We start from the raw sequence: 25276 nt of genomic DNA, 5'->3' as shown, positions 1-25276 counted from the left end.
GACCAGGTTGACGGGTAATCGTTGCGGGGGGACCTGAAAACCCCGCCACTCCTGACTTCTAGCGTTTTCTGCTCTTCGCACGACTATCAATCGGGGATCACATTCTATAGCCAGGGCTTTAGCCTTTGGGAGCGCTTTGGATCACTGTTTCGGATCCCTTTTGGATCACTTGGCCACACCCCCACCGGCCATTTTTTGTAAAAAATGCGAGCCTCTATCCATCGAGCCGCCACCATCGCCTACGTTCGAGCCAGCACCGACGACGGGTTCTACCCCGTTAGCACGGACTCTTTTGAGTAATCCGAGTTTGGACACCATCAAGGTCCTAGAGGATGCATTGCACATCTCGCTGTCAGAATTACTTACAGATTTATGAAGAAGCCCGCAGTAGCGGGCTTCTTCACTTGCTCTACGCGTAGGACGTCAATTGCCACGTCACGGCTTTACCATTGTGCGGCGGAAACACGTTTCCCTTTGCAATGGGGGCAGTCGTCGACGGGACATCTTGCGATCTCCACACACCACTTTCAGGGCAGCGCTCGCCTGTCCGGCCGGTGGTTCCGATAGGGGCTTTGCTCATAGCTATCAAACTCCGTTTGATTCCCAATGGCGATATCAAAGCGATATCAACTTGCAGCCTAGCCCAAAAACCCATGCCGTCAATGTGGCTAATGGCCGTCAATCTGTATTCCAGTGCTTCGGTCAAAACCGTCAGCGTAGGGTAGCCACCCACCCGGCAGGGGCTGTGCTTGGACGGCACCTAGATAGCAACTAGCCATGAAGAGCCAGGCCGGCCAGTTGCTATCTAAAGGACCGGAAACCATCCGGGCAGTGGGAATCAACCTAAGCTCTAGTAGCCAGTCCCGAGCGACCCAAAGATACCGACGCGGCGGATAGCTGCGCATAGGAATCAGTGCTTTGCGAAAAACAACCGACTAGAATGCCGAGCGCGGTGTACCATCTAGCTAGGTGTACACACTCTCAGAATTATAAGCAGAAAAACCCTTTAGAATTAAGGGCTTAAGAAATGGAGGCGGCCCCGCCAGCCACACCCCGGCACACAATGTTCCCGCTGTGGCTGCTTCCTTCCGGACCTGACCAGGTTGACGGGTAATCGTTGCGGGGGGACCGACAGGGCCACCATTGCAGCCTACCCTCGGGTAGGCCGCGCCATTCTACCGGCTTGCGCGTAAGTTACAACCACTTCAAGCACTTACGTTTGCAATCCATTTCGCGAAAGCGGTTCATTGCTGCTGGATCAGACCCTCCGGCGGCGGCTGGGTCGATACGCTCAGCTCGGTATCGACATACAGGTCCAGGGTGCCCCAGCCCGGCTTGGTGCTGAACGACGCATACTTCTCCTCACCGCGATGGAAGGAGAAGGCGATCCGGTAATCGCTGCCGCCGAACAGCTTCACCGGAAACTCGCGGACCTGGCCGGGCCGGATCTCCCCGGAGAAGGTTTCCACGCCCTGCTCCTTGTAGCTGTAGGCAATCGGCGCCGAAGCCTGGCCACTGTAATGCAGCAGGATGCGCGGCCGCTCGCTCCAACCCACGTAGGCGCCGAACAGCACCACCAATGCGAGCACGCCCAGCAACCGCTGCTTTCTTGCCTTGTCCATCGTTAACTCCAGTCTTCGGAAATCTTTCGCAGCAGCGCCGCCGCTTCAGCGGGCGACGCCGTGCTCGTCGAACAGTTTCAGCAGGCCGTCTTCGTCGAGCACCTTCACGCCCAGCTCGTTGGCCTTGGCCAGCTTCGAGCCGGCGCCGGGCCCGGCGACCACGCAGTGGGTCTTGGCCGACACCGAGCCGGCCACCTTGGCGCCGAGCCCTTCCAGCTTGTCCTTGGCCACGTCCCGGCTCATCGCCTCCAAGGTGCCGGTCAGCACCCAGGTCTGCCCGGCCAGAGGCAGGCCTTCGACCGCCTTGCGCTCGCTCTGCCAATGCATGCCGAACTCACGCAACTGCGCCTCGATGGCCAGGGCACGCTGCACGTTGGCCGGCTCGTCGAAGAAATCGCGCAGGCTTTTCGCCGCTCGCTCGGGCAGACGCTCCACCTGGCGTAGATCGAGCCAGTCGGCGCGGATGATGCCGTCGAGCGAACCGAAGCGGCTGGCCAGCTTTTCCGCGCCGGTGGCGGCGATGAAGGGAATGTTCAGCTTGTCGATGAAACCGGCCAGCGAGGCACAAGCGGCGAACTCCGCGGCGACCTCGCCCTCTTCCTGCAACTGCACGCCATGTTCGGCATCGCGCAACTGGGCGATCACCTGGCGGTTGTGCTCGTCGGCGAAGAAGTTGTGGATCTCGTAGGCTACCTCGGCGCCGACGTCCGGCAGGTAGGTCAACACTTCCGGGAGCGCCTTGCCGATCCGCTCGAGCGAACCCAGCGAACGCGCCAGCAGCTTGGCGGTTTCCTCGCCGACGTCGGGAATCCCCAGGGCGAAGATGAAGCGCGCCAGCGAAGGCTTGCGGCTATCGGCGATGGCCGCCAGCAGGTTGTTGGTGGACAGCTCGGCGAACCCTTCCAGCTCGAACACCTGTTCATAGGTCAGGGTATAGAGATCCGCCGGCGAGGCGACCAGCCCGCGATCCACCAGTTGCTCGACGATCTTGTCGCCAAGACCGTCGATGTCCATTGCCCGGCGCGATACGAAATGGATGATCGCCTGCTTCAACTGCGCCTGACAGGAGAGGCGGCCGACGCAGCGATAGATGGCGCCCTCGCTGATCGACTCCTTGCCCTTGCTGCGCTTGACCAACTGGGTCCGCTCCACGGCCGAGCCGCAGACCGGGCAATGCTCGGGCACCTCGATAGCCTGCGCATCCGCCGGGCGGCGCTCGAGCACCACCTGCATGACCTGCGGAATCACATCGCCAGCACGGCGGATCACCACCGTATCGCCGATGCGCAGGCCCAGGCGGGCGACTTCATCCATGTTGTGCAGGGTCGCATTGGACACCGTGACGCCGGCCACCTGCACCGGCTTGAGGCGTGCCACCGGGGTCACGGCGCCGGTGCGGCCGACCTGGAACTCGACACCCAGCAGCTCGGTCAGCTCCTCGCGCGCGGGGAACTTGTGGGCGATCGCCCAACGCGGCTCGCGCGCGCGGAAGCCCAGTTCGCGCTGGAAGGCGATGCGGTTGACCTTGAACACCACGCCGTCGATCTCGTAGGCCAGCGCATCGCGTCGGCGACCGATGTCGTCGTAGTAGTCGCGGCAGGCCTGGGCGCCCTTGACCAGGCGCAGCTCGCGACTGATGGGGATACCCCAGCCGCGGAACGCCTCGAGGATGCCCACCTGGGTGTCCGGCAGCGTCCCGCTGACCTGGCCGAAGCCGTAGGCACAGAACTCCAGCGGGCGACTGGCGGTGATCTTCGAATCCAGCTGGCGCAGGCTGCCGGCCGCCGCGTTGCGCGGGTTGGCGAAGGTCTTGCCGCCGGTTTCCACGGCCTTGGCGTTGAGCGCCTCGAAACCGGCCTTGGACATGAACACCTCGCCGCGCACTTCGAGGATCTCCGGCCAGCCTTCGCCGTGCAGCTTCAGCGGTACGTTGCGAATGGTGCGTACGTTGCTGGTGATGTCCTCGCCGGTGCTGCCATCGCCGCGGGTGGCGCCGCGCACCAACTGGCCGCGTTCGTAGAGCAGGCTGACGGCCAGGCCGTCCAGCTTCGGCTCGCAACTGTACTCGACCTCCGCGCCACCGCCGAGCAGGTCGCCGCCAGGCAACAGGTCGGCCAGTCCTTCGCGTACGCGGCGGTCGAAGTCCAGCAGGTCCTGCTCCTCGAAAGCGTTGCCGAGGCTGAGCATGGGGATCTCATGGCGCACTTCGCCGAACGCCGAGGCCGGCGTGCCGCTGACCCGCTGGGTCGGCGAGTCGGGCGTCAGCAGTTGCGGGTACTCGGTCTCCAGCGCCTGCAACTCGCGGAACAGGCGATCGTATTCGGCGTCGGGAATGCTCGGTTCGTCGAGCACGTAGTAACGGTAGTTGTGGGTGTCCAGTTCGGTTCGCAGTTGCGCGATGCGTTCGGCGGCAGCCTGGGTGTCGGTCATGGTGGGAGTCCGTGAAACGAAAAGAGCAGCCTCGGCTGCTCTATAGAGTAGTTCGCCCCCTCTCCCGCACGAAGAAAGGGGCTGTGGCCGGATCAGCGCTTCTGCATCAAGCTGCGGCGCTCATGGTCGATGATGCGCTGGCGGTAGTGCTCGATGGTCTGGGCGGTCAGCACGCTGCGCTGCTCGTCCTTCAGCTCGCCGTTCAGCTCGTGGGCCAGCTTGCGCGCGGCGGCGACCATCACGTCGAAGGCCTGCTTCGGATGGCGCGGCCCCGGCAGGCCGAGGAAGAAGCTCACGGCGCGGGTGCTGAAGTTGTCGATGTCGTCCAGGTCGAAAGTGCCCGGTTTCACCGCATTGGCCATGGAGAACAGGATCTCGCCATTGCCGGCCATGCTTTCGTGGCGATGGAAGATGTCCATGTCGCCGAAGCGCAGGCCGCTCTCGAGGATGTTCTGCAGCAAGGCCGGCCCCTTGAAGCCGCTTTCGTCGCGGGCGATGACGTTGATGATCAGCACCTCGTCGACCGGAGCAGGTTCGGCAGCGACCGCAGGGGCTTTCTCCCGCTCTTTCTCCTTGCGTCCCTTCGACTTGCCCTTGCGTGGCTCCACCGGCTCGGCGGCATCGCTCGGGTCCGCCTCAAGGGCCAGCCCCTCGTCGAGGTCCAGATCGCCCTGGCGCGGCTCTTCCTGGCGCTTGCCGCCCTTGCGCTCCTTGGTTTCGCGGGCACTGACGCTGGGCAGGTCCTGTTCGTCGAAGGACGGCTCGCGATGCTCGACCACCCGCGCCGGCCCCAGCAGTTCAGCCGAGTCGCCGTCGTCGTCCGGCAGATTGGCGAAACTGCGGTCGAGCTTGAACTTCAACTTGCCCTTGCCGCCCCGCATCCGCCGCCAACCGTCGAAGAGAATGCCGGCGATCACGATAAGCCCGATAACGATAAGCCATTCGCGCAGACCGATATCCATGTAATTCCGTAGCCCCTAGTGAAAATGGTGAATAAAAAAATGAAAAAAGGACGTCCTGTCCCTTGAAACGTGGAGCCAACCTTGTTCTGACAGAACTTTCCCACGCGATACAAAAAGTGGCCATTAAACTAACATGCCCATGCACAAGTTTACACTGCCTGACACTCAGGCTTCAGCCAATGCGACCGCCTCTTCCACGTCAACTGCAACAAGCCGTGAACAGCCCGGCTCATGCATGGTCACGCCCATCAACTGATCGGCCATTTCCATGGCGATCTTGTTGTGGGTGATATAGATGAACTGCACCTTTTCCGACATCTCCTTCACCAATCGCGCATAACGTCCGACGTTGGCATCGTCCAATGGCGCATCGACTTCGTCGAGCATGCAGAACGGCGCCGGGTTCAACTGGAAGATGGCGAATACCAGCGCCAGCGCGGTCAGCGCCTTTTCCCCGCCGGACAACAAGTGGATAGTGCTGTTCTTCTTGCCCGGCGGGCGCGCCATGATCGCCACACCGGTATCGAGTAGATCTTCGCCGGTAAGTTCCAGATATGCCGTACCGCCGCCGAATACCTTCGGGAACAATGCCTGAAGGCCAGCATTGATCTGGTCGAAGGTTTCCTTGAAGCGATTGCGGGTTTCCCGGTCGATCTTGCGGATGACGTTTTCCAGCGTCTCCAGCGCTTCGGCCAGGTCGTCGTTCTGCGAGTCCAGGTAGCGCTTGCGCTCGGACTGCTGCTGGTACTCCTCGATCGCCGCCAGGTTGATCGGCCCCAGACGCTGGATACGCGCCGCGAGACTCTCGAGACGCTCCTCCCATTCGCGTTCGCTGGCATCCAGGGGCAGGTTGGCCAGTACCGTGTGCAGGTCGTAGCCGTCTTCGGCGAGCTGCTCCTGCAAGGCCTTGCGCCGCACCACCAGCCCCTGCCACTCCAGGCGCTGCTGCTCCAGCTGGCCACGCAGCAGTTGCGATTGCTGCTCGGCCTGGCCGCGGCGCTTCTCCACCTCGCGCAGTTCGCGATCGGCGTCTTCCAGGGCCAGCCGCGCCTGCTTGAGTTCGTCCTCAACGGCCATCCGTCGCTCCAGCAACTCCTCGAGCTTCATGCGCAGCTCTTCCAGCGGCGCCGCACCCTCCTCCAGATTGAGGTTGAGCTGTTCGCAACGCTCGTTGAGGCGCGCCGACTGCTGGTCGAGGCGCTCCAGGGCCTGCTGGGTGGAATTGTGCTGCGCCCTCAGCGAGCCGACCCGCACCGCCAGTTGGTGCGCATGGTCCTTGTGGGTACGGGCATCCTGGCGAATCCGGTCGAGCCGTTCGCGCAGGGCGTCACGCTCCGCCAGCAGGGTTTCCCGGCGCTCGGTGTCCAGCGCCATGCTATCCAGCGCTTCCTGCAGGGTCAGGCGCGCCTCGCTCAGTTGCTCCTGTTCCAGCGCGCGCTGCTCGGCCAGTTCCGCCACTTCTTCGTCGAGACGGCGGCGACGCAGTACCAGTTGCTCGACCTTGGCCTGCTGCGCGGACAACTGCGCCTTCAGCTCGCCGTGCCGGCGGCCCTCCTCCTGGACCTGGCGCCGCACCTGCTCGCGCGCGCCTTCCAGCTCGCGCTGCTCGTCGCGGGCCGCAGCCAGACGCTCCTCGCCCTCGGCGACGCGGGTTTCCAGGACCTCGCGCCGTTCCTGCAACGCCTCCAGTTCCTGGGCGCGGGCGAGCATGCCGCCTTGGGCCTCGTCGCTGCGCCGGACCCGCAGGAAGTGCCGGCCGACCCAGTAGCCATCGCGGCTGATCAGGCTCTCGCCGTCGTCCAGGGCGCCGCGCTGGGCGAGCGCCTGTTCCAGGGTCTCCACCGGTTTCACCCGGGCCAGCCAGGGACTCAGGTCGGCGTCGGCGCGGACCTTGTCCAGCAGCGAACCGGCCGCCGTCGCGGCTCCGTGAGCGGGGCTGAGCAGGCGCAGCTCGCCCTTGCCGAAGCCGGCCAGGGCGAGCCCGTCGAAGCCGTCCAGCAAGACCGCCTGCAGATCCGCGCCGAGCACGGTCTCCACCGCCAGTTCCCAACCCGGCTCGACACGCAAGCCTTCGGCGAGGCGCGGACGTTGTTCCAGGCCCTGCTCGCGCAACCACTCCAATGCACCCTGTCCGGGGTCGAGAGCGGCCTGCTGCAGGGCCTCCAGCGAAGCGATGCGACCGTTCAGGCGCTGCAACTCGCCCTGCGCCTGGTGCTGTTCGGCGGCCAGTTGCTGCAATTCCTGGCGCAATTGTTCGAGCCGCTCGGCTTGGCCCTGCTCCTGCAATTGCAGTTCTTCCAGGGCCAGTTCGGCGATCGCCACCTGTTCGTTGAGTTCGAGGATCGCCGCGTCCTCGGGGTCGGCCGCCAACTGGCCACGCTCGTCCTGCAGGCGCCGCTCGCGATCCTGCAGGCGCTCCAGGCTCTGCTCCAAGTGCTGGATGCGCGACTGCTGCACCTCGGCCTGGCGGCGGGGTTCGGCGCTCTGCTGGTTGAAGGCATCCCACTGCTGCTGCCAGGCCTGCATGCCCTGCTCGGCCTGTTCCAGGGCGATGCCCGCTTCTTCCGCGGCGGCCGCGCTGAGTTCCTGTTCCGGTGCGAGCATGGCCATTTCCTCGGCCAGGGTCGCGAGCAAGGTACGGTCGTGCCCAAGGTGCGATTCGGTTTCCTGGCGGGTCCGTTCGGCTTCGCGCAAGTCGTCCTGCAACTGGCGCTGGCGCTGCTGGCCATGCTGGATGCTCTGCTCGACCCGGGCGATGTCGCCGCCGACCGAATAGAAGCGCGCCTGCACCTGGTTGAAGCGTTCGGACAACTCGTGATGGCCGTCGCGCAGCCGTTCGATGCCGGCATCGGCACCACGCTGCTCGGCCACCAGGGCCTCGAAGGCGATCTCCTGGTCGCCGATGACCCGCTCGCGCTGACCGACCTGCTCGTTCAGGTCGCGCCAGCGCACGGCACCCAGCTGGGCCTTGAGCTGGCGCTCCTCGGCCTTGTGTTCCTGGTATTTTTCCGCCGACTGGGCCTGCCGGTGCAGGCGTTCCAGTTGCCGCCCCAACTCTTCGCGCAGGTCGGTGAGGCGTGCCAGGTTTTCCTGGGTCCGACGGATGCGGCTTTCGGTTTCGCGGCGGCGCTCCTTGTACTTGGAAATACCCGCGGCTTCCTCGATGAAGTTGCGCAGGTCTTCCGGACGCGCCTCGATCAGCTTGGAGATCATGCCCTGTTCGATGATCGAGTAGCTGCGCGGCCCCAGGCCGGTGCCGAGGAAGATGTCGGTGATGTCGCGCCGCCGGCACTTGGTGCCGTTGAGAAAATAGGTGTTCTGCCCATCCCGCGAGACCCGCCGGCGAATGGATATCTCGGCGTACTGGGCGTATTCGCCCACCAGGGTGGTCTCGGCGTTGTCGAAGATCAGCTCGATGCTCGCCTGGCTCACCGGCTTGCGGGTATTCGAGCCGTTGAAGATGACATCGGTCATCGACTCGCCGCGCAGGTTCTTCGCCGAGCTTTCGCCCATCACCCAGCGCACCGCGTCGATGATGTTCGACTTGCCGCAGCCGTTCGGCCCTACCACTGCCGCCATGTTGCTGGGGAAGTTCACCGTGGTCGGATCGACGAAGGACTTGAACCCCGCCAGCTTGATGCTCTTCAGGCGCATGCGTGCGCTCCCGCCAGGGTCGCCATCAGCGTTCGGCGAGCGCGGCCAGCACCAGCTGGCAGTTGTGGCGGCCGTATTCCAGCAGGACCTCGCGGATCCTCGCCTCGTCACGGGCGATCACCGCTTGCAGGAGCTGGGCGAAACTGCCGAGGAACTGGTTCATTTCCGCCTTGCGCCGCTCCAGCGCCAGGTGGTAGGCGCGACTCACCGCCGGCAGCAGGTTTTCGACGGTCTCCTGCAGGTAGGGATTGTTCGCGAAAGGAAAGGCCGCGCGCATGATGTCGAAACTGGCCTCGACGAAGCCGTCGATATCGCTTTGCGCCAGGTTGTTCAGCAGGCGCTGCTGGATGGCCAGGAACGGTGCCAGCTCGGCTTCGCTGCGCCAGCGCCGGGCGACGCTTTCCGCCAGCAGGATGTAGAGCTGCACGATCAGCGCGTAGAGGCTTTCCACATGTTGCGGGGACAGTTCGGACACCTGGGCGCCGCGGCGCGGCAGGATGTTCACCAGGTGGCGGCGTTCGAGAATCAGCAGCGCCTCGCGGACCGAGCCGCGACTGACGTTGAGGGTCTGGGTGACCTTCTGCTCCTGGATACGTTCCCGTTCCTTGAGTTCTCCCCGGATGATGCGTTCCGCGAGGTGGTGGGCGATCTGCTCTGCCAGGCTGTCCGGGGCCTTGAACGTCATGGTGATCCTTTTATCCAGGGGCGCGTTTTCCGGGGGTATATGGATGGGAAGTGTAACACAGGGCGTTACCCCGCCGGCTTCCCGGCGAAGCGGCGGACAGAACGAAGGTTGGGATGGGGCGGGCCGGCCAAGGGAGGACAATTGTCAGACAATCTAACAAGATAAATACGAGGACTTCCCATGTTTGCCTCGCTTTCCTCTGCCTGGATGCTGCGTCTGAAAAAGTACGGCTACTGGATCTGGCTGATCGCGGTGCTCGGCATTCCGCTCAGCTACTGGTGGTCGCTCGGTAGCGACTATCCCAACGCCTGGCCCTGGCTGGTGATCAGCGTGGTGTTCGGGCTGATCCCGATCCTCGATGCCATCGTCGGCCGCGATCCAGCCAACCCCGAGGAAGCCAGCGAAGTGCCGGAGATGGAAGCACAGGGCTACTACCGCGTACTGTCCCTGGCCACCGTCCCGCTGTTGCTGGGCATGCTCGTCTGGTCCGGCTGGATCCTCGCCCACGAGACCCGCTGGGACTGGGTCGGCCAACTGGGCTGGATCCTGTCGGTGGGCACCGTGATGGGCGCCATCGGCATCACCGTCTCCCACGAACTGATCCACAAGGACCCGCAACTGGAACAGAACGCCGGCGGCCTGCTGCTGGCGGCGGTGTGCTATGCCGGCTTCAAGGTCGAACACGTGCGCGGCCACCATGTACACGTCTCGACCCCGGAAGATGCCTCGTCCTCGCGCTACGGCCAGAGCCTCTACTCGTTCCTCCCGCACGCCTACAAGCACAACTTCCTCAACGCCTGGCGCCTGGAGGCCGAGCGCCTGAAGCGCAAGGGCCTGCCGGCCCTGCACTGGCGCAACGAGCTGATCTGGTGGTACGCCATCAGCGCCCTCTTCCTGCTCGGCTTCAGCCTGGCCTTCGGCTGGCTGGGAGCGATCTTCTTCCTCGGCCAGTCGGTGATGGCCTTCACCCTGCTGGAGATCGTCAACTACGTCGAGCACTACGGCCTGCATCGGCGGCGTCTGGACAACGGCCGCTACGAACGCACCACGCCGGAACACTCGTGGAACAGCAATTTCCTCCTGACCAACCTGTTCCTTTTCCACCTGCAGCGCCATTCCGACCACCATGCCTACGCCAAGCGCCGCTACCAGGTGCTGCGCCACTACGACAGCAGCCCGCAACTGCCCAACGGCTACGCCGGGATGATCGTCCTCGCCCTGTTCCCACCGCTCTGGCGCGCGGTGATGGACCCGAAGGTGCGCGCCTACTATGCCGGCGAGGAATACCAGCTTACCGACACCCAGCGCATCTGAGCGTCCCGCCCTTGGGAAACGGCACCTTCGGGTGCCGTTTTCGTTTATGGGCAAACTGACTGACCTACAGGTCAAAAAATTATTTGACTCAAAAGTCAGTTTTTTCTAGATTCGCCTCCATAGCTCCTACCGTGGAGCCCTGTGCGGAAACCGCCCCACTCCGGCCGGTTCTCCTGCAAGGCCTAGAATTCAATAACAAGAACCGCCTGGAGGCACGCCTTGATCAGGTTCCTGCTCAATCGGGAGATCCGCGTCGAAGAACGCCTGGACCCCAACCTCACCGTCCTCGACTACCTACGCCGGCACCTCGGCAAGACCGGCACCAAGGAAGGCTGCGCCTCCGGCGATTGCGGCGCCTGCACCGTGGTGGTCGGCGAACTGGTCACCGGCGAGGATGGTGCCGAACGCATCCGCTATCGCAGCCTGAACTCCTGCCTGACCTTCGTTTCCGCCCTTCACGGCAAGCAATTGATCACCGTCGAGGACCTCAAGCACCAGGACCGCCTGCACGACGTGCAGCAGGCGATGGTCGACTGCCATGGCTCGCAGTGCGGGTTCTGCACGCCGGGCTTCGTCATGTCGCTGTTCGCCCTGCAGAAGAACAGCGCCGGCGCCGATCCGGCCAAGGCCCACGAGGCGCTCGCCGGCAACCTCTGCCGCTGCACCGGCTACCGGCCGATCCTCGACGCCGCCGAGCAGGCCTGCTGCCACAAGCGCACAGACCAGTTCGACGCCCGGGAAGCCGCCACCATCGAGCAATTGCGCGCCATCGCTCCGCGCGAAACCGCCGAGCTGAACAGCGGTGACCGGCGCTGCCTGCTGCCGCTCACCGTCGCCGACCTGGCCGACCTCTACGGCGCCAATCCGCAGGCACGCCTGCTGGCCGGCGGCACCGACCTGGCGCTGGAGGTCACCCAGTTCCATCGCGAACTGCCGGTGATGATCTATGTCGGCCACATCCGCGAAATGAAACGCATCGAAGTGGGCGCCAACTGCCTGGAAATCGGCGCCGCCACCCCGCTGACCGACTGCTACCAGGCGCTGGCCGCGGACTACCCGGACTTCGGCGAGTTGCTGCAGCGTTTCGCGTCCCTGCAGATCCGCAACCAGGGCACCCTCGGCGGCAATATCGGCAACGCCTCGCCGATCGGCGACGCCCCGCCGCTGCTGATCGCCCTCGGCGCGAAGATCGTCCTGCGCCGCGGCGAACGGCGCCGCGAGCTGCCGCTGGAGGAGTACTTCCTCGACTACAAGGTCACCGCCCGCGAAGAAGGCGAGTTCATCGAGAAGATCCTCGTCCCGCGTGCCCGGCCCAGCCAGGCGTTCAAGGCCTACAAGGTCTCCAAGCGCATCGACGACGATATTTCCGCGGTCTGCGCCGCCATCAGCCTCGACCTGGAAGATGGCCGGATCGCCCGCGCCAGGGTCGCCTTCGGCGGCATGGCGGCGATTCCCAAGCGCGCCGCCGCCTGCGAAGCGGCGCTGCAAGGCGCGCGCCTGGAAGCCGCCAGCTTCGAACGCGCCGCGGCCGCCCTGGCGAACGACTTCACCCCGCTCAGCGACTTCCGCGCGAGCAAGGAATATCGCCTGCTGACCGCGCAGAACCTGCTGCGCAAATGCTTCCTGGAGCTGCACGCTCCCGCCGTCGAAACCCGGGTGACCGCCTATGTCTAACCATCGCAAGCCGCACAAGAGCCAGGAAGAGCTGGCCGACCTGTTCCGCGCCGAGCTGACCACCGGAGTCGGCCGCAGCGTCAAGCACGAAAGCGCCCCCAAGCACGTCAGCGGCGAGGCGATCTACATCGACGATCGCCTGGAGTTTCCCAACCAGTTGCACGTCTATGCGCGCCTGAGCGAGCGCGCCCACGCCCGCATCACCCGCCTCGACGTGACGCCCTGCTACCAGTTCCCCGGCGTCGCCATCGCCCTCACCGCCGCCGACGTTCCCGGCCAGCTCGACATCGGCCCGGTGGTGGCCGGCGACCCGCTGCTGGCCGATGGCAAGGTGGAGTATGTCGGACAGATGGTCCTGGCGGTCGCCGCCGACAGCCTGGAAACCGCGCGCAAGGCGGCCATGGCGGCGATCGTCGAGTACGAAGACCTGGAACCGGTGCTCGACGTGGTCGAGGCCCTGCGCAAGCGCCATTTCGTCCTCGACAGCCACCAGCACCGCATCGGCGACTCCGCCGCCGCGCTGGCCGGCGCGCCGCATCGCCTGCAAGGCACGCTGCACATCGGCGGCCAGGAGCATTTCTACCTGGAAACGCAGATTTCCTCGGTAATGCCCAGCGAAGACGGCGGCATGATCGTCTATTGCTCGACGCAGAACCCCACCGAAGTGCAGAAGCTGGTGGCCGAGGTCCTCGGGGTTTCCTTCAACCGCATCGTCATCGACATGCGCCGCATGGGCGGCGGCTTCGGCGGCAAGGAAACCCAGGCCGCGGCGCCGGCCTGCCTGTGCGCGGTGGTCGCCTACCACACCGGGCGTCCGGCGAAGATGCGCCTGCCGCGCATGGAGGACATGCAGATCACCGGCAAGCGTCACCCGTTCTACGTCGAATACGACGTCGGCTTCGACGACGATGGCCGCCTGCACGGCATCCAGATCGACCTGGCCGGCAACTGCGGCTATTCGCCGGACCTCTCCGGCTCGATCGTCGACCGCGCCATGTTCCACTCGGACAACGCCTACTTCCTCGGCAACGCCACCATCAACGGCCACCGTTGCAAGACCAACACCGCCTCGAACACCGCCTACCGCGGTTTCGGCGGGCCCCAGGGAATGGTCGCCATCGAGGAGATCATGGACGCCGTGGCCCGCAGCCTCGGCAAGGATCCGCTGGAGGTGCGCAAGCTCAACTACTACGGCAAGGACGAGCGCAACGTCACCCATTACCACCAGACCGTCGAGCACAACCTGCTGGCGGAGATGACTGCCGAGCTGGAAGCGAGCAGCGAGTACGCCCGCCGCCGCGAGGAAATCCGTGCGTTCAATGCCGCCAGCCCGGTCCTGAAGAAAGGCCTGGCGCTGACCCCGGTGAAGTTCGGCATTTCGTTCACCGCGACCTTCCTCAACCAGGCAGGTGCGCTGATCCACATCTATACCGACGGCAGCATCCACCTGAACCATGGCGGCACCGAAATGGGCCAGGGCCTCAACACCAAGGTCGCCCAGGTGGTCGCCGAGGTCTTCCAGGTCGACGTGGAGCGCATCCAGATCACCGCCACCAATACCGACAAGGTGCCCAACACCTCGCCCACCGCCGCCTCCTCGGGCACCGACCTGAACGGCAAGGCCGCGCAGAATGCCGCCGAAACCATCAAGCGGCGCCTGGTGGAGTTCGCCGCGCGGCACTGGAAGGTCAGCGAGGAAGACGTCGAGTTCCGCAACAACCAGGTGCGTATCCGCGAGCTGATCCTGCCGTTCGAGGAACTGGTCCAGCAGGCCTACTTCGGCCAGGTCTCGTTGTCCAGCACCGGCTTCTACCGCACGCCGAAGATCTTCTACGACCGCGAACAGGCCCGTGGCCGGCCCTTCTATTATTTCGCCTACGGCGCCGCCTGCTCGGAGGTGATAGTCGACACCCTCACCGGCGAATACCGCATGCTGCGCACCGACATCCTGCATGACGTCGGCGACTCGCTGAACCCGGCCATCGACATCGGCCAGGTTGAAGGCGGCTTCGTCCAGGGCATGGGCTGGCTGACCATGGAGGAACTGGTCTGGAACGCCAAGGGCAAGCTGATGACCAGCGGCCCGGCCAGCTACAAGATTCCCGCCGTCGCCGACATGCCGCTGGACCTGCGGGTGAAACTGCTGGAGAACCGCAAGAATCCGGAGCAGACCGTGTTCCATTCCAAGGCCGTGGGCGAGCCGCCGTTCATGCTCGGCATCTCGGTCTGGTGCGCGATCAAGGACGCCGTGGCCAGCCTCGCCGACTACCGCGCGCAACCCGCCATCGACGCGCCGGCGACGCCCGAGCGGGTGCTCTGGGGCGTGGAACAGATGCGCCGGCTGAAGGCCGCCCAGGCACAAGCGGCGGACGCCGCGGTCGAACCGGCCTGAACCGCCGCGATCGGGAGGATGACGAGATGAACTGGATCAGCGCCCTGGCCGAGTTGCAGCGTAGCGGCGAACCTTGCGTCCTGGTGACCATCATCGAGGAGCGCGGCTCGACCCCGCGCAACGCCGGCTCGAAGATGGTGGTCAGCGCCGAGCGGCTCTACGACACCATCGGCGGCGGCCACCTGGAATACAGGGCCCAGGCCATTGCCCGGGAAATGCTCGCCGCGCGGACCCAGGACACCCGCCTGGAGCGCTTCAGCCTGGGCGCCAGTCTCGGCCAGTGCTGCGGCGGCGCCACGGTGCTGCTGTTCGAGCCGATGGGCCAGCCACAGGCACACATCGCCGTGTTCGGCGCGGGCCACGTCGGTCGCGCCCTGGTACCCTTGCTCGCCAGCCTGCCCTGCCGGGTGCGCTGGATCGATTCGCGGGAACACGAATTTCCCGCGCTCCTGCCCGACGGCGTGGAGAAAGTGGTGAACGACGAAGTGCTCGACGAGGTCGAGCGGATGCCGCCCGGCAGCCACTTCATCGTCATGACCCACAACCACCCGCTGGACCTGGAGCTTACCGCGGCGATCCTGGCGCGCAACGACTTCGCCTACTTCGGCCTGATCGGCTCGAAGACCAAGCGCGTCAAGTTCGAGCACCGCCTGCGCGAACGTGGCGTCGATGCCGAACGCCTGCAACGGATGCGCTGCCCGATGGGCCTGGAGCAGGTGAAAGGCAAGCTGCCGGCGGAGATCGCCATCTCCATCGCCGGCGAGGTGATCGCCACCTACAACGCCGCCTTCGGCCTGGAACGCAAGCAGGGGCCGTCGAGCGTCACCCGGCTGACCCCGGAGTCGCGCCGCGCCCACGAATCCTGAGCGGCCCCCCGCTCCCCCGCGTCCGCCGCCAGGCGGCGGACCTCCCACGAACCTTTTTTCGAGACTGCCATGACCCGCAACGCCAAAGCCTACCGCGCCGCCATCCTGCACAGCATCGCCGACCCCGCGGAGGTCGGCGTCGAACGCTCCTACGAATACTTCGAGGACGGCCTGTTGCTGGTGGAGGACGGCAAGGTCGCTCGCCTCGGTGACGCCGAAGCCCTGCTCGGCGAGATCGGCGACGTCGAGGTCTTCGAGTACCGCGACGCGCTGATCACCCCCGGCTTCATCGATACCCACATCCATTTCCCGCAGACCGGGATGATCGCCTCCTACGGCGAACAACTGCTGGACTGGCTGAACACCTATACCTTCCCCACCGAGCGCCAATTCAGTGACCAGGCCCATGCCGACCAGGTCGCCGAGATCTTCCTGCAGGAACTGCTGCGCAACGGCACTACCACCGCGCTGGTCTTCGGCAGCGTGCACCGGCAGTCGGTGGAATCGCTGTTCGAGGCCGCCCGGCGCCTGGACCTGCGCCTGATCGCCGGCAAGGTGATGATGGACCGCAACGCGCCAGACTACCTGACCGACACCGCCGAGAGCAGCTACCGCGACAGCAAGGCGCTGATCGAGCGCTGGCACGGCCAGGGCCGTCTGCTCTACGCAGTGACCCCGCGCTTCGCCCCGACCAGCACCGCGGAACAGCTGGACATGGCGGCGCGGCTGCTGCGCGAGCATCCCGGCGTATACCTGCACACCCACCTGTCGGAGAACCTCAAGGAAATCGAGTGGGTGAAGGAGCTGTTCCCCGAGCGCAGCGGCTACCTGGACGTCTACGACCACCACGGCCTGCTTGGGCCGCGCTCGGTGTTCGCCCATGGCGTGCACCTGTGCGACGGCGAATGCCAGCGCCTGGCGGAGACTGGCTCGGCGGTGGCGTTCTGCCCAACCTCCAACCTGTTCCTCGGCAGCGGTCTGTTCGACTTGCCGAAGCTGGAGCGCTACAAGGTCAAGGTCGGCCTCGGCACCGATGTCGGCGCCGGCACTAGCTTCTCCCAGCTGCAGTCCCTGAACGAGGCGTACAAGGTCATGCAGTTGCAGGGCGCCCGCCTCGATCCGTTCAAGTCGCTCTACCTCGCCACCCTCGGCGGCGCCCGTGCGCTGGAGCTGGACGACCGGATCGGCAGCTTCGCCACCGGCAACGAGGCGGACTTCGTGGTCCTCGACTACCACGCCACCCCGCTGCTCTCCTACCGCCTGAGCCAGGCCGGCAGCCTGGCCGAACGGCTGTTCGCGCTGACCATCCTCGGCGACGACCGCACGGTGAAGGAAACCTTCGCCGCCGGTCGCTCGGTGCATCGCCGCGACTGACTCCCGGCGGAAACGAAAAAGCCCCGCATCGCGGGGCTTTTCCATGCTTCGGATCAGGCCGCCGAGTCGCTGTCGGCCTTGGCCCGGCGTGGCTTCTTCTTGCCGCCGAGGAGGTGCGAGAACACCGCGTGCAGGTCGCCGGAAGCGTTGTCGCTCTCCAGGTTGAGCTTGCTGTCGATATGCTCCATGTGGTGCATCATCAGGGTCACCGCGCGCTCCTTGTCGCCCTTCTCGATGGCGTCGAGGATCTCGTTGTGCTCGTCGAACGAGCAGTGCGAGCGACCGCCGCTTTCGTACTGGGCGATGATCAGCGAGGTCTGCGACACCAGGCTGCGCTGGAAACTCACCAGAGGAGCGTTGCGCGCCATCTCGGCGAGCTTCAGGTGGAACTCGCCGGACAGGCGGATGCCGGCGCCCCGGTCGCCACGGGCGAAGCTGGATTGTTCCTGCACCACCATCTCGCGCAACTCGGCCAGGCGCTCGGCGGTGGCGTTGTCGGTGGCCAGTTCGGTGATGGCGCGCTCGACGGTGCGGCGGGCGAAAAGGATCTGCCGGGCCTCGTCGATGCTCGGGCTGGCGACCACCGCGCCGCGGTTCGGCCGTAACAGCACCACCTGCTCGTGGGCCAGGCGCGAGAGGGCGCGGCGAATGATGGTGCGGCTGACGCCGAATATCTCGCCGAGCGCTTCCTCGCTCAGCTTAGTGCCGGGGGCCAGGCGTTGTTCGAGGATGGCGTCGAAGATGTGGGCGTAGACGATCTCGTCCTGGGTACCGCTGCGGGCAGCCTTGCCGGTGCGCGGCGGCTTCCTGATGTGTTGCAACTGATCGGTCATCGGTCTCGAACCTTGTGCGTCCGGCTTGTGGCCTGGGCTGATCCTGGCTCACGGGCGTGGGTGAGGCACGCCGGCGGCTGATAGCGAAATAGTGTACACAAGCAGCGGCATCCGGCGCACCACCCCTTTCCGCCCCTCGTTCCGAGCGCGCGGCACCGCCCGGAAGGACGCGTGACGGAAAGCTGATAAAAATGTGGCGAAACACCCTCAAACATTCTTTGACCTTTTTGTATACAAAGGCATAATCGCTCGCACGAGTTCTTGACCCAAAGGTCAGAAAATCGTGCCCTCACATCACCTTCGAGCCGCGTCAGGGATCTGGTAACCAACCGGCCCGCAGGACCTAACAACAAGAGCGATGAGGAGTACCTGCTGTGGAAAGCACCAAACAAGAAGAACAAGGGATCTACGCTGCGACACCGCCCGCCACCGGCCTGCTCGAACGCCTGTTCAAGCTCCGCCAGCATGGTACGACGGTCAGGACCGAGCTGGCGGCCGGGCTGACCACCTTCATCACCATGGCCTACATCATCTTCGTCAATCCCAACATCATGGCCGACGCCGGCATCGACCACGGCGCGGCGTTCGTCGCCACGTGCCTGGCGGCCGCCCTCGGCTGCTTCCTGATGGGCTTGTACGCCAACTGGCCGGTGGGCCTGGCGCCGGGAATGGGGCTGAACGCCTTCTTCACCTACACCGTGGTCGGCACCATGGGCTACAGCTGGCAGATCGCCCTCGGCGCGGTGTTCATCTCCGGGGTGATGTTCATGCTGCTGACCTTCTCCCGGGTCCGCGAATGGCTGCTCAACAGCATCCCCCGCAGCCTCAGGTTCGCCATGGGCGCGGGTGTCGGCCTGTTCCTCGGCCTGATCGGCCTGAAGACCGCCGGCATCGTAGTGGCCAGCCCGGCGACCCTGATCAAGCTCGGCCACCTCACCTCGCCCGGCCCGCTGCTGGCGGCACTGTGCTTCCTGATGATCGCCGTGCTCGAGTACCGCCGGGTGTTCGGCGGCATCCTCATCAGCATCCTCAGCGTCACCCTGGTCGGCTGGGCCCTCGGCCTGGTGCAGTACGGCGGGGTGTTCTCGGCGCCGCCGAGCCTGGCGCCGACCTTCCTGGCGATGGACATCGCCGGCGCGTTCAACGTCACCATGATCAGCGTGATCCTGGCCTTCCTCTTCGTGCACATGTTCGATACCGCCGGCACTCTCATGGGCGTCGCCCAGCGCGCGCACCTGGTGAAGGAGGACGGACGTATCGAGAACCTGTCGAAGGCGATGAAGGCCGACAGCGCCTCCAGCGTGTTCGGCGGCATGCTCGGTGTCCCGCCGGTGACCAGTTACGTGGAGAGCGCCGCGGGCGTGGCCGCCGGCGGACGTACCGGGCTCACCGCGGTGGTGGTCGGCGTGCTGTTCGTCGCCGCGATGTTCTTCGCCCCGCTGGCCGGGATGATCCCCGCCTTCGCCACCGCCGGCGCGCTGATCTACGTGGCCATGCTGATGATGGGCGGGATGGCGCACATCGACTGGGACGAGCACACCGAAACCATCCCGGCGATCGTCACGGTGATCATGATGCCGCTGACCTTCTCGGTGGCCGACGGTATCGCCCTGGGCTTCATCACCTACGTCGCGATGAAGGTCCTCACCGGCAAGCACCGCGAAGTCTCGGCCAGCCTCTATGCCTTGTTCGTGATCTTCGTCGCCAAGTTCATCTTCCTCTGACCCGCCCGGATGGCGGATGGCCGCACGCGGCTATCCGCCTCGAACCTGTCGTTGCCCCGCAGGGCTCGCGACGCGCAGTCTCATCCGTCGCCCATTCGCACCTTGCGCCGCATCGTCCTGCCCCCCCCCGCAGATGGCGGATAACCGGCAACCCTCGGCGCCTTCCCCGCGAACGAAAAAAGCCCGCTCGATGGCGGGCCAGGGAAAAGGACTCAGGGAGTCAATGTTTCGTGGCACGCACCTAGCTGCCGCGATAGGTCGAGTAGCTGTAGGGCGAGATCAGCAGCGGCACATGGTAGTGATCGTCGGCGGAGGCGATGCCGAAACGCAGCACCACCTGGTCGAGGAATGCCGGCTCCGGCAATTGCACGCCGCGGGCGCGATAGTAGTCGCCGGCGCTGAACACCAGTTGATAGACCCCGGGACGGAAGTCCTCGCCTTGCAGCACCGGCTGGTCGCAGCGGCCGTCGTGGTTGGTCAGGGTGGTGGCGATCAGTTCCAGTTGCTGGCCTTCTACCCGGTACAGCTCGATCTTGATGCCATGGCCGGGGCAGCCGTGTGCGGAATCCAGTACATGCGTGGTCAAACGTCCCATGGGTTGCGGGCGCCCGCTGGCGGACACCACTCCTCCTCTTGCCTTCGTTCGATGGGGATCGCTCCGGGACCTGCCCGGCGCCGCTCGCTTGCAGCCCGCCAGGGAGCCGCTTGCGAAGCAATATAAGTTATCTTTCGATGAATTGTATACAAAAAACACCGCCACAACCGAAAATGCGGCAGCCGCCCCGAAATCGGGCATTCCTTCCACAAGCCCCACCCCGCAGGGCCTCATTCTTCGCTAACTGACCAGTCGGGCAGGTTTTTTGCTGGATGAATGGCAGGGATCGGCAAGCAGGATTGTATTTACAGACCGCAGGCAAACTTGTATACAATAAATCCATCACGGCATCCCCGGCCCGTCCGGCCCGCCGCCCCATCCACAATAAGGAACACTGCTGTGAGCGCTGACTACCCACGCGACCTGATCGGATACGGCAACAACCCTCCCCACCCTCACTGGCCCGGCGATGCGCGCATCGCCCTGTCCTTCGTGCTCAATTACGAAGAAGGTGGCGAGCGCTGCGTCCTGCATGGCGACAAGGAGTCCGAGGCGTTCCTTTCCGAAATGGTGGCTGCCCAGCCCTTGCAGGGCGTGCGCCACATGAGCATGGAATCGCTCTACGAATACGGCAGCCGCGCCGGGGTCTGGCGCCTGCTCAAGCTGTTCAAGCGACGCAACGTGCCGCTCACCGTGTTCGCCGTGGCCATGGCGGCGCAGCGCAACCCTGAGGTGATCAGGGCGATGGTCGCCGACGGCCACGAAATCTGCAGCCACGGCTACCGCTGGATCGACTACCAGTACATGGACGAGGCCCAGGAGCGCGAGCACATGCTCGAAGCCATCCGCATCCTCACCGAACTCACCGGCCAGCGCCCGGTGGGCTGCTACACCGGACGCACCGGCCCGAACACCCGGCGCCTGGTGATGGAGGAAGGCGGCTTCCTCTATGACTCCGACACCTACGACGACGACCTGCCCTACTGGGACCCGGCCAGCACCGCGGAGAAACCGCATCTGGTGATTCCCTATACCCTGGACACCAACGACATGCGCTTCACCCAGGTGCAGGGCTTCAACAATGGCGAGCAGTTCTTCCAGTACCTGAAGGACGCCTTCGACGTGCTCTACGAAGAAGGCGCGACGGCGCCGAAGATGCTCTCCATCGGCCTGCATTGCCGGTTGATCGGTCGCCCGGCGCGGATGGCCGCCCTGGAGCGCTTCATCCAGTACGCGCAGAGCCACGACAAGGTCTGGTTCGCCCGCCGCGAAGACATCGCCCGCCATTGGCACCGTGAGCATCCTTTCCAGGAGACCGAGGCATGAGCCGTTTCCAGACCCTGACCCCCGCCTCGCTGTCCCGCGAGGCCTTCGTCGAAGCCTTCGCCGACATCTACGAACACTCCCCCTGGGTCGCCGAGAAGGCCTATGACCTGGGTATCGACGACAGCCTCAACGATATCGAGGGCCTGCACCAGCGCATGGCCGACATTCTCCTGTCGGCAAGCCGCGAGGCCCAGCTGGCGCTGATCAACGCCCACCCGGACCTCGCCGGCAAGGCAGCGATCCGTGGCGAACTGACCGCCTCCAGCACCTCCGAGCAGGCCGGCGCCGGGATTCACGAATGCAGCGCCGAGGAGTTCGCCCGCTTCACCGAACTCAACGACGCCTACAAGGCCAGGTTCGGCTTCCCCTTCATCAAGGCGGTGAAGGGCAGCAACCGCCATCAGATCCTGGCGGCCTTCGAGGAACGCATCCAGCACTCCGCCGACGAGGAGTTCGCTACCGCGCTGGCCGAGATCAACAAGATCGCCCTGTTCCGCCTGCAGCAGCTCTGAGGCCTGCGGAGACGAGCATGAACGCCAAACACGCGCCCTTCCGCCACTACCTCGACCTCGCCGACGCGCGCCTGGGCAGCCAGGTGGTCGCCGTCAGCGACGAATGGTTCGCCCCGGCCAGCCGCATGCTGCAGGCCGGCGAACCGGTGTGGAAGGAAGGCGTGTTCGACGACAGCGGCAAGTGGATGGACGGCTGGGAAACCCGCCGCAAGCGCTTCGAGGGCCATGACCAGGCGGTGATCCGCCTGGGTGTGCCGGGCGTGCTGAAGGGCGTCGACATCGACACCCGCTTCTTCACCGGCAACCATCCGCCGGCGGCTTCCCTGGATGGCTGCTTCTGCACCGAAGGCGACCCGGACGACAGCACGTCCTGGAGCGAAGTGCTGCCGGCGGTGGGGCTGCAGGGCGATAGCCATCACTACCACCCGATAGACGACGAACGTCCCTGGACCCACCTGCGTCTGAACATCTACCCGGACGGCGGTATCGCCCGCCTGCGCCTCTATGGCGTGCCCTACCGCGACTGGAGCAGCCTGCCGCCGGGAACGGCGCTCGACCTGGCCGCAGCGGTCAACGGCGGCCGGGCGCTGGCCTGTTCCGACCAGCATTTCGGACGCATGGGCAACCTGCTCAACCCCGGACGTGCCATCAACATGGGCGACGGCTGGGAAACCGGCCGCCGCCGCACGCCGGGCCACGACTGGGTGATCGTCGCCCTCGGCCATCCCGGCAGCATCGAGGCGGCGGTCGTCGATACCTTGCACTTCAAGGGCAACTATCCGGAAAGCTGCAGCATTCAGGCCGCCTTCGTGGAAGGCGGAAACGAGGCCCGGATCGAGGCACAGAGCCTCTTCTGGCGCGAGCTGCTGCCAGCGCAGAAGCTGGAAATGCACCAGGAACACCGGTTCGAGCGGCACCTCAACGCCCTCGGCCCGATCACCCATGTACGCCTGAACATCTTTCCCGACGGCGGCGTCAGCCGCCTGCGCCTGTTCGGCAGCCCACAATTACCGTGAGACCCGGGCCCCGCGTGCGTCCGGAATACAACAAACAGAATCGACAGGATCAGTATGCGCACTCTCAAGATCGAGCCGTTGACCAAGGAAGCCTTCGCCCCGTTCGGTGACGTGATCGAAACCGCCGGCAGCGACTATTTCATGATCAACAACGGCTCCACCCGCCGTTATCACAAGCTGGCCACGGTCGAGACCGCGCAGCCGGAAGATAACGCGATCATCAGCATCTTCAGCGCCGAGAAGCTGGAAATGCCGTTGCGCATCCGCATGCTGGAACGCCATCCGCTGGGCAGCCAGGCCTTCATCCCGCTGCTCGGCAACCCCTTTCTGGTCGTGGTCGCGCCACTTGGCGATGTACCTGTACCGGGCCTCGTCCGCGCCTTCCTGACCAACGGAAGGCAGGGCGTCAATTACCACCGCGGCGTCTGGCACCATCCGGTGCTGACGATCGAAAAGCGGGATGACTTCCTGGTGGTCGATCGCAGCGGTTCCGGGAACAACTGCGACGAGCATTTCTTCACCGAGGACGAACAGCTCCTCCTCGACCCCCAATCAAACCAATAAGAGAGGTCCTGCCGCCGGTCCGCCGGCCAGGGCAAGAGGTACAAGACTGTGGAAGCACATCTCATCGAATGGCTGAACCTGCTGGTGCGCTGGATTCACATGATCGTCGGGATCGCGTGGATCGGCGCTTCGTTCTATTTCGTCTGGCTGGAGAACAACCTCAACCGCAGCAACCCGCGTGAAGGCCTGTCCGGAGACCTCTGGGCAATCCACGGTGGCGGCATCTACCACCTGGAGAAGTACAAGCTGGCTCCGCCGAAAATGCCGGAGAACCTGCACTGGTTCAAATGGGAGGCCTACTCCACCTGGATGTCCGGGGTGGTGTTGCTGACCATCGTGTTCTACCTGAACCCGACCCTCTACCTGATCGCCCCCGGCAGCGACCTGGCGCCGGCGGCGGCCATCGCCATCGGTATCGGTTCGCTGGTCTGCGGCTGGTTCGTCTACACCATCCTCTGCGATTCGGCGCTGGGCAAGACCCCTGCCCTGCTCGGCCTGGTCCTGTTCGTCCTGCTGGTCGCCGCCGCCTACGGCCTGACCCAGGTGTTCAGCGGCCGCGGCGCCTACCTGCACGTCGGCGCGATCATCGGCACCATCATGGTCGGCAACGTGTTCAGGGTGATCATGCCGGCCCAGCGCGCGCTGGTGAAAGCCATCGAAGAAAACCGCGAGCCCGATCCGGTGCTGCCGGCCAAGGGCCTGCTGCGCTCCCGGCACAACAACTACTTCACCCTGCCGGTACTGTTCATCATGATCAGCAACCACTTCCCGAGCACCTACGGCAGCCAGTACAACTGGCTGATCCTGGCCGCCATCGCGGTGCTCGCGGTACTGGTACGCCACTACTTCAACACCCGCCACGAAAGCAACCGCTTCGCCTGGGCCCTGCCCGCCGGCGCGCTGGGCATGATCGCCCTGGCCTTCGTCACCACGCCGAACTACCAGCAGGCTTCCGCACCGCTGGCCAGCACCCCGGCGGCGGCACCGGCACAACCGGCGACCGGCGGCGACGCACCAGCCGCGCCCGCCGCGACCCAGGCCTCCAATGCCGGGGCCGCGAGCGGAGCCGACTTCGACAAGGTCCATCACGTGATCCAGGAGCGCTGCACCGTCTGCCACTCGGCGAAACCGACCAGCCAGCTGTTCAGCACCGCGCCAGGCGGGATCATGCTCGACACCCCGCAGCAGATCCAGCAACTGGCACCGAAGATCCAGGCCCAGGCCGTGGCCTCGCAGATCATGCCGCTGGGCAACATCACGCAGATGACCCAGGAAGAACGCAACCTGATCGGCAGCTGGATCGCCAAGGGCGCACAGATCAACTGAGCCTTGGCCGAAAGGCGAAGAACCGCACCTCCGGTTCCCCGCAGCAGAACACCCCTGCTGGCCCTACCCCAAAAGCCCTCTCCATAGAGGGCTTTTGGCCATAACTGGCCATATCGTTCAGCCCCCAACCTCTCCAATAACTCACTTTCCTTCACCCAGGGCCGCTGGAACGAAACCGTGCGGCGCTCCACCATTGAAAGCGACCAACCAACCGTCGCTATCCGCAGGTACGTATCGTCTCGTATTTGCCCAGCAAACTTCGCTCGGGTGATCTGTGTGGCCGGGGGACCGGTGCTGCGTCGTGTGATAGTGCGCGCCCCATCTTCGGCTGCCTTGCCAATGAAGAACTGTGCAACTTTTTGGTTGATAACGTTGTGGATAGAACGCTAGGGAACAAATACCCAAAG

Annotated in this window: 18 protein-coding genes and 1 other RNA gene; 11 read left to right on the top strand and 8 right to left on the bottom strand. The window is 64.9% G+C overall.

Annotation, left to right across the window (positions count from 1 at the left end):
• Positions 1-1037: 1037 nt before the first annotated feature.
• The 6 genes from ffs to HMPREF2581_RS18325 all read right to left on the bottom strand — a co-directional run bounded on the left by ffs (position 1038) and on the right by HMPREF2581_RS18325 (position 9353).
• Positions 1038-1134: signal recognition particle sRNA small type (gene ffs / locus HMPREF2581_RS18350), an RNA gene on the bottom strand.
• A 110-nt stretch (positions 1135-1244) separates the two neighbouring features.
• Positions 1245-1622, bottom strand: a complete 378-nt coding sequence (locus HMPREF2581_RS18345) for a hypothetical protein (protein ID WP_003083354.1) — start codon at positions 1620-1622, stop codon at positions 1245-1247.
• 45 nt (positions 1623-1667) lie between these two features.
• The gene (gene ligA, locus HMPREF2581_RS18340; protein WP_003140219.1) at positions 1668-4052 is read right to left on the bottom strand and encodes an NAD-dependent DNA ligase LigA; all 2385 of its coding nucleotides are present in this window, start codon (positions 4050-4052) and stop codon (positions 1668-1670) included.
• Between the two features lie 92 nt (positions 4053-4144).
• A complete protein-coding gene (gene zipA, locus HMPREF2581_RS18335) occupies positions 4145-5014 on the bottom strand; it encodes a cell division protein ZipA (protein ID WP_003110778.1) in 870 nt (289 codons plus the stop codon).
• 165 nt (positions 5015-5179) lie between these two features.
• Entirely contained in the window at positions 5180-8668 is a 3489-nt protein-coding gene (smc, locus tag HMPREF2581_RS18330; RefSeq protein WP_003140222.1) for a chromosome segregation protein SMC, read from the bottom strand.
• A gap of 25 nt (positions 8669-8693) precedes the next feature.
• Positions 8694-9353: a GntR family transcriptional regulator gene (locus HMPREF2581_RS18325; protein WP_003087224.1), complete on the bottom strand. Its 660-nt coding sequence runs from the start codon at positions 9351-9353 to the stop codon at positions 8694-8696.
• 180 nt (positions 9354-9533) lie between these two features.
• On the opposite strand from HMPREF2581_RS18325, the gene alkB2 reads away from it, so the two are divergent.
• The 5 genes from alkB2 (at position 9534) to guaD (ending at position 16973) form a co-directional block, all read left to right on the top strand.
• Complete coding sequence (gene alkB2 / locus HMPREF2581_RS18320) at positions 9534-10667, top strand: alkane 1-monooxygenase AlkB2 (protein WP_003083349.1); 1134 nt, start codon at positions 9534-9536, stop codon at positions 10665-10667.
• 219 nt (positions 10668-10886) lie between these two features.
• Complete coding sequence (gene xdhA, locus HMPREF2581_RS18315) at positions 10887-12341, top strand: xanthine dehydrogenase small subunit (RefSeq protein ID WP_003140224.1); 1455 nt, start codon at positions 10887-10889, stop codon at positions 12339-12341.
• A complete protein-coding gene (gene xdhB, locus HMPREF2581_RS18310; protein ID WP_003117773.1) occupies positions 12334-14733 on the top strand; it encodes a xanthine dehydrogenase molybdopterin binding subunit in 2400 nt (799 codons plus the stop codon). The genes xdhA and xdhB overlap by 8 nt, the downstream gene beginning before the upstream one ends.
• A 26-nt stretch (positions 14734-14759) precedes the next feature.
• Positions 14760-15599 (top strand): xanthine dehydrogenase accessory protein XdhC, encoded by an 840-nt coding sequence (gene xdhC / locus HMPREF2581_RS18305; protein WP_003083344.1) that lies wholly within the window; start codon positions 14760-14762, stop codon positions 15597-15599.
• A gap of 69 nt (positions 15600-15668) precedes the next feature.
• Complete coding sequence (guaD, locus tag HMPREF2581_RS18300; protein WP_003110785.1) at positions 15669-16973, top strand: guanine deaminase; 1305 nt, start codon at positions 15669-15671, stop codon at positions 16971-16973.
• Positions 16974-17026: 53 nt separating this feature from the next.
• Here the strand turns inward: guaD and HMPREF2581_RS18295 are convergent, their stop codons facing one another.
• Positions 17027-17806, bottom strand: a complete 780-nt coding sequence (locus tag HMPREF2581_RS18295; RefSeq protein ID WP_003083340.1) for a GntR family transcriptional regulator — start codon at positions 17804-17806, stop codon at positions 17027-17029.
• Between the two features lie 374 nt (positions 17807-18180).
• Here HMPREF2581_RS18295 and HMPREF2581_RS18290 point away from each other — a divergent pair, with 374 nt between their 5' ends.
• On the top strand, positions 18181-19530 hold the full coding sequence (locus HMPREF2581_RS18290) for an NCS2 family permease (protein ID WP_003087209.1): 1350 nt from the start codon (positions 18181-18183) through the stop codon (positions 19528-19530).
• Positions 19531-19771: 241 nt separating this feature from the next.
• Here HMPREF2581_RS18290 and uraH read toward each other — a convergent pair whose 3' ends face one another.
• Positions 19772-20152, bottom strand: coding sequence for a hydroxyisourate hydrolase (gene uraH, locus HMPREF2581_RS18285; RefSeq protein ID WP_003083338.1), 381 nt, complete (start codon positions 20150-20152; stop codon positions 19772-19774).
• 372 nt (positions 20153-20524) lie between these two features.
• Between uraH and puuE the strand changes: the two genes are divergently transcribed.
• The 5 genes from puuE to HMPREF2581_RS18260 are packed head-to-tail and all read left to right on the top strand — an operon-like array spanning position 20525 to position 24869.
• Positions 20525-21451 carry an allantoinase PuuE gene (puuE, locus tag HMPREF2581_RS18280; protein WP_003140227.1) on the top strand — a complete coding sequence of 309 codons (927 nt, stop codon included), beginning with the start codon at positions 20525-20527 and terminating at the stop codon, positions 21449-21451.
• Positions 21448-21963 carry a 2-oxo-4-hydroxy-4-carboxy-5-ureidoimidazoline decarboxylase gene (gene uraD / locus HMPREF2581_RS18275; protein WP_003087205.1) on the top strand — a complete coding sequence of 172 codons (516 nt, stop codon included), beginning with the start codon at positions 21448-21450 and terminating at the stop codon, positions 21961-21963. Before puuE ends, uraD begins: the two co-directional genes overlap by 4 nt.
• Before the next feature lie 17 nt (positions 21964-21980).
• Positions 21981-22979, top strand: a complete 999-nt coding sequence (alc, locus tag HMPREF2581_RS18270) for an allantoicase (RefSeq protein WP_003110786.1) — start codon at positions 21981-21983, stop codon at positions 22977-22979.
• Between the two features lie 54 nt (positions 22980-23033).
• A complete protein-coding gene (locus HMPREF2581_RS18265; protein ID WP_003083329.1) occupies positions 23034-23543 on the top strand; it encodes an ureidoglycolate lyase in 510 nt (169 codons plus the stop codon).
• A gap of 48 nt (positions 23544-23591) precedes the next feature.
• Positions 23592-24869 (top strand): urate hydroxylase PuuD, encoded by a 1278-nt coding sequence (locus HMPREF2581_RS18260; RefSeq protein ID WP_003083321.1) that lies wholly within the window; start codon positions 23592-23594, stop codon positions 24867-24869.
• Positions 24870-25276 lie beyond the last annotated feature (407 nt).

The organism is Pseudomonas sp. HMSC057H01 (genome assembly GCF_001836405.1).
In the GTDB taxonomy this organism is placed as follows: Bacteria; Pseudomonadota; Gammaproteobacteria; order Pseudomonadales; family Pseudomonadaceae; genus Pseudomonas; species Pseudomonas aeruginosa.
This window is presented reverse-complemented; position numbering and strand designations above follow the sequence as displayed.

Coding starts and splice junctions, on each gene's coding strand:
- HMPREF2581_RS18345 (WP_003083354.1), bottom strand. CDS start 1,622: ATGGACAAGGCAAGAAAGCAGCGGTTGCTGGGCGTGCTCGCATTGGTG.
- ligA (WP_003140219.1), bottom strand. CDS start 4,052: ATGACCGACACCCAGGCTGCCGCCGAACGCATCGCGCAACTGCGAACC.
- zipA (WP_003110778.1), bottom strand. CDS start 5,014: ATGGATATCGGTCTGCGCGAATGGCTTATCGTTATCGGGCTTATCGTG.
- smc (WP_003140222.1), bottom strand. CDS start 8,668: ATGCGCCTGAAGAGCATCAAGCTGGCGGGGTTCAAGTCCTTCGTCGAT.
- HMPREF2581_RS18325 (WP_003087224.1), bottom strand. CDS start 9,353: ATGACGTTCAAGGCCCCGGACAGCCTGGCAGAGCAGATCGCCCACCAC.
- alkB2 (WP_003083349.1), top strand. CDS start 9,534: ATGTTTGCCTCGCTTTCCTCTGCCTGGATGCTGCGTCTGAAAAAGTAC.
- xdhB (WP_003117773.1), top strand. CDS start 12,334: ATGTCTAACCATCGCAAGCCGCACAAGAGCCAGGAAGAGCTGGCCGAC.
- xdhC (WP_003083344.1), top strand. CDS start 14,760: ATGAACTGGATCAGCGCCCTGGCCGAGTTGCAGCGTAGCGGCGAACCT.
- guaD (WP_003110785.1), top strand. CDS start 15,669: ATGACCCGCAACGCCAAAGCCTACCGCGCCGCCATCCTGCACAGCATC.
- HMPREF2581_RS18295 (WP_003083340.1), bottom strand. CDS start 17,806: ATGACCGATCAGTTGCAACACATCAGGAAGCCGCCGCGCACCGGCAAG.
- uraD (WP_003087205.1), top strand. CDS start 21,448: ATGAGCCGTTTCCAGACCCTGACCCCCGCCTCGCTGTCCCGCGAGGCC.
- alc (WP_003110786.1), top strand. CDS start 21,981: ATGAACGCCAAACACGCGCCCTTCCGCCACTACCTCGACCTCGCCGAC.
- HMPREF2581_RS18265 (WP_003083329.1), top strand. CDS start 23,034: ATGCGCACTCTCAAGATCGAGCCGTTGACCAAGGAAGCCTTCGCCCCG.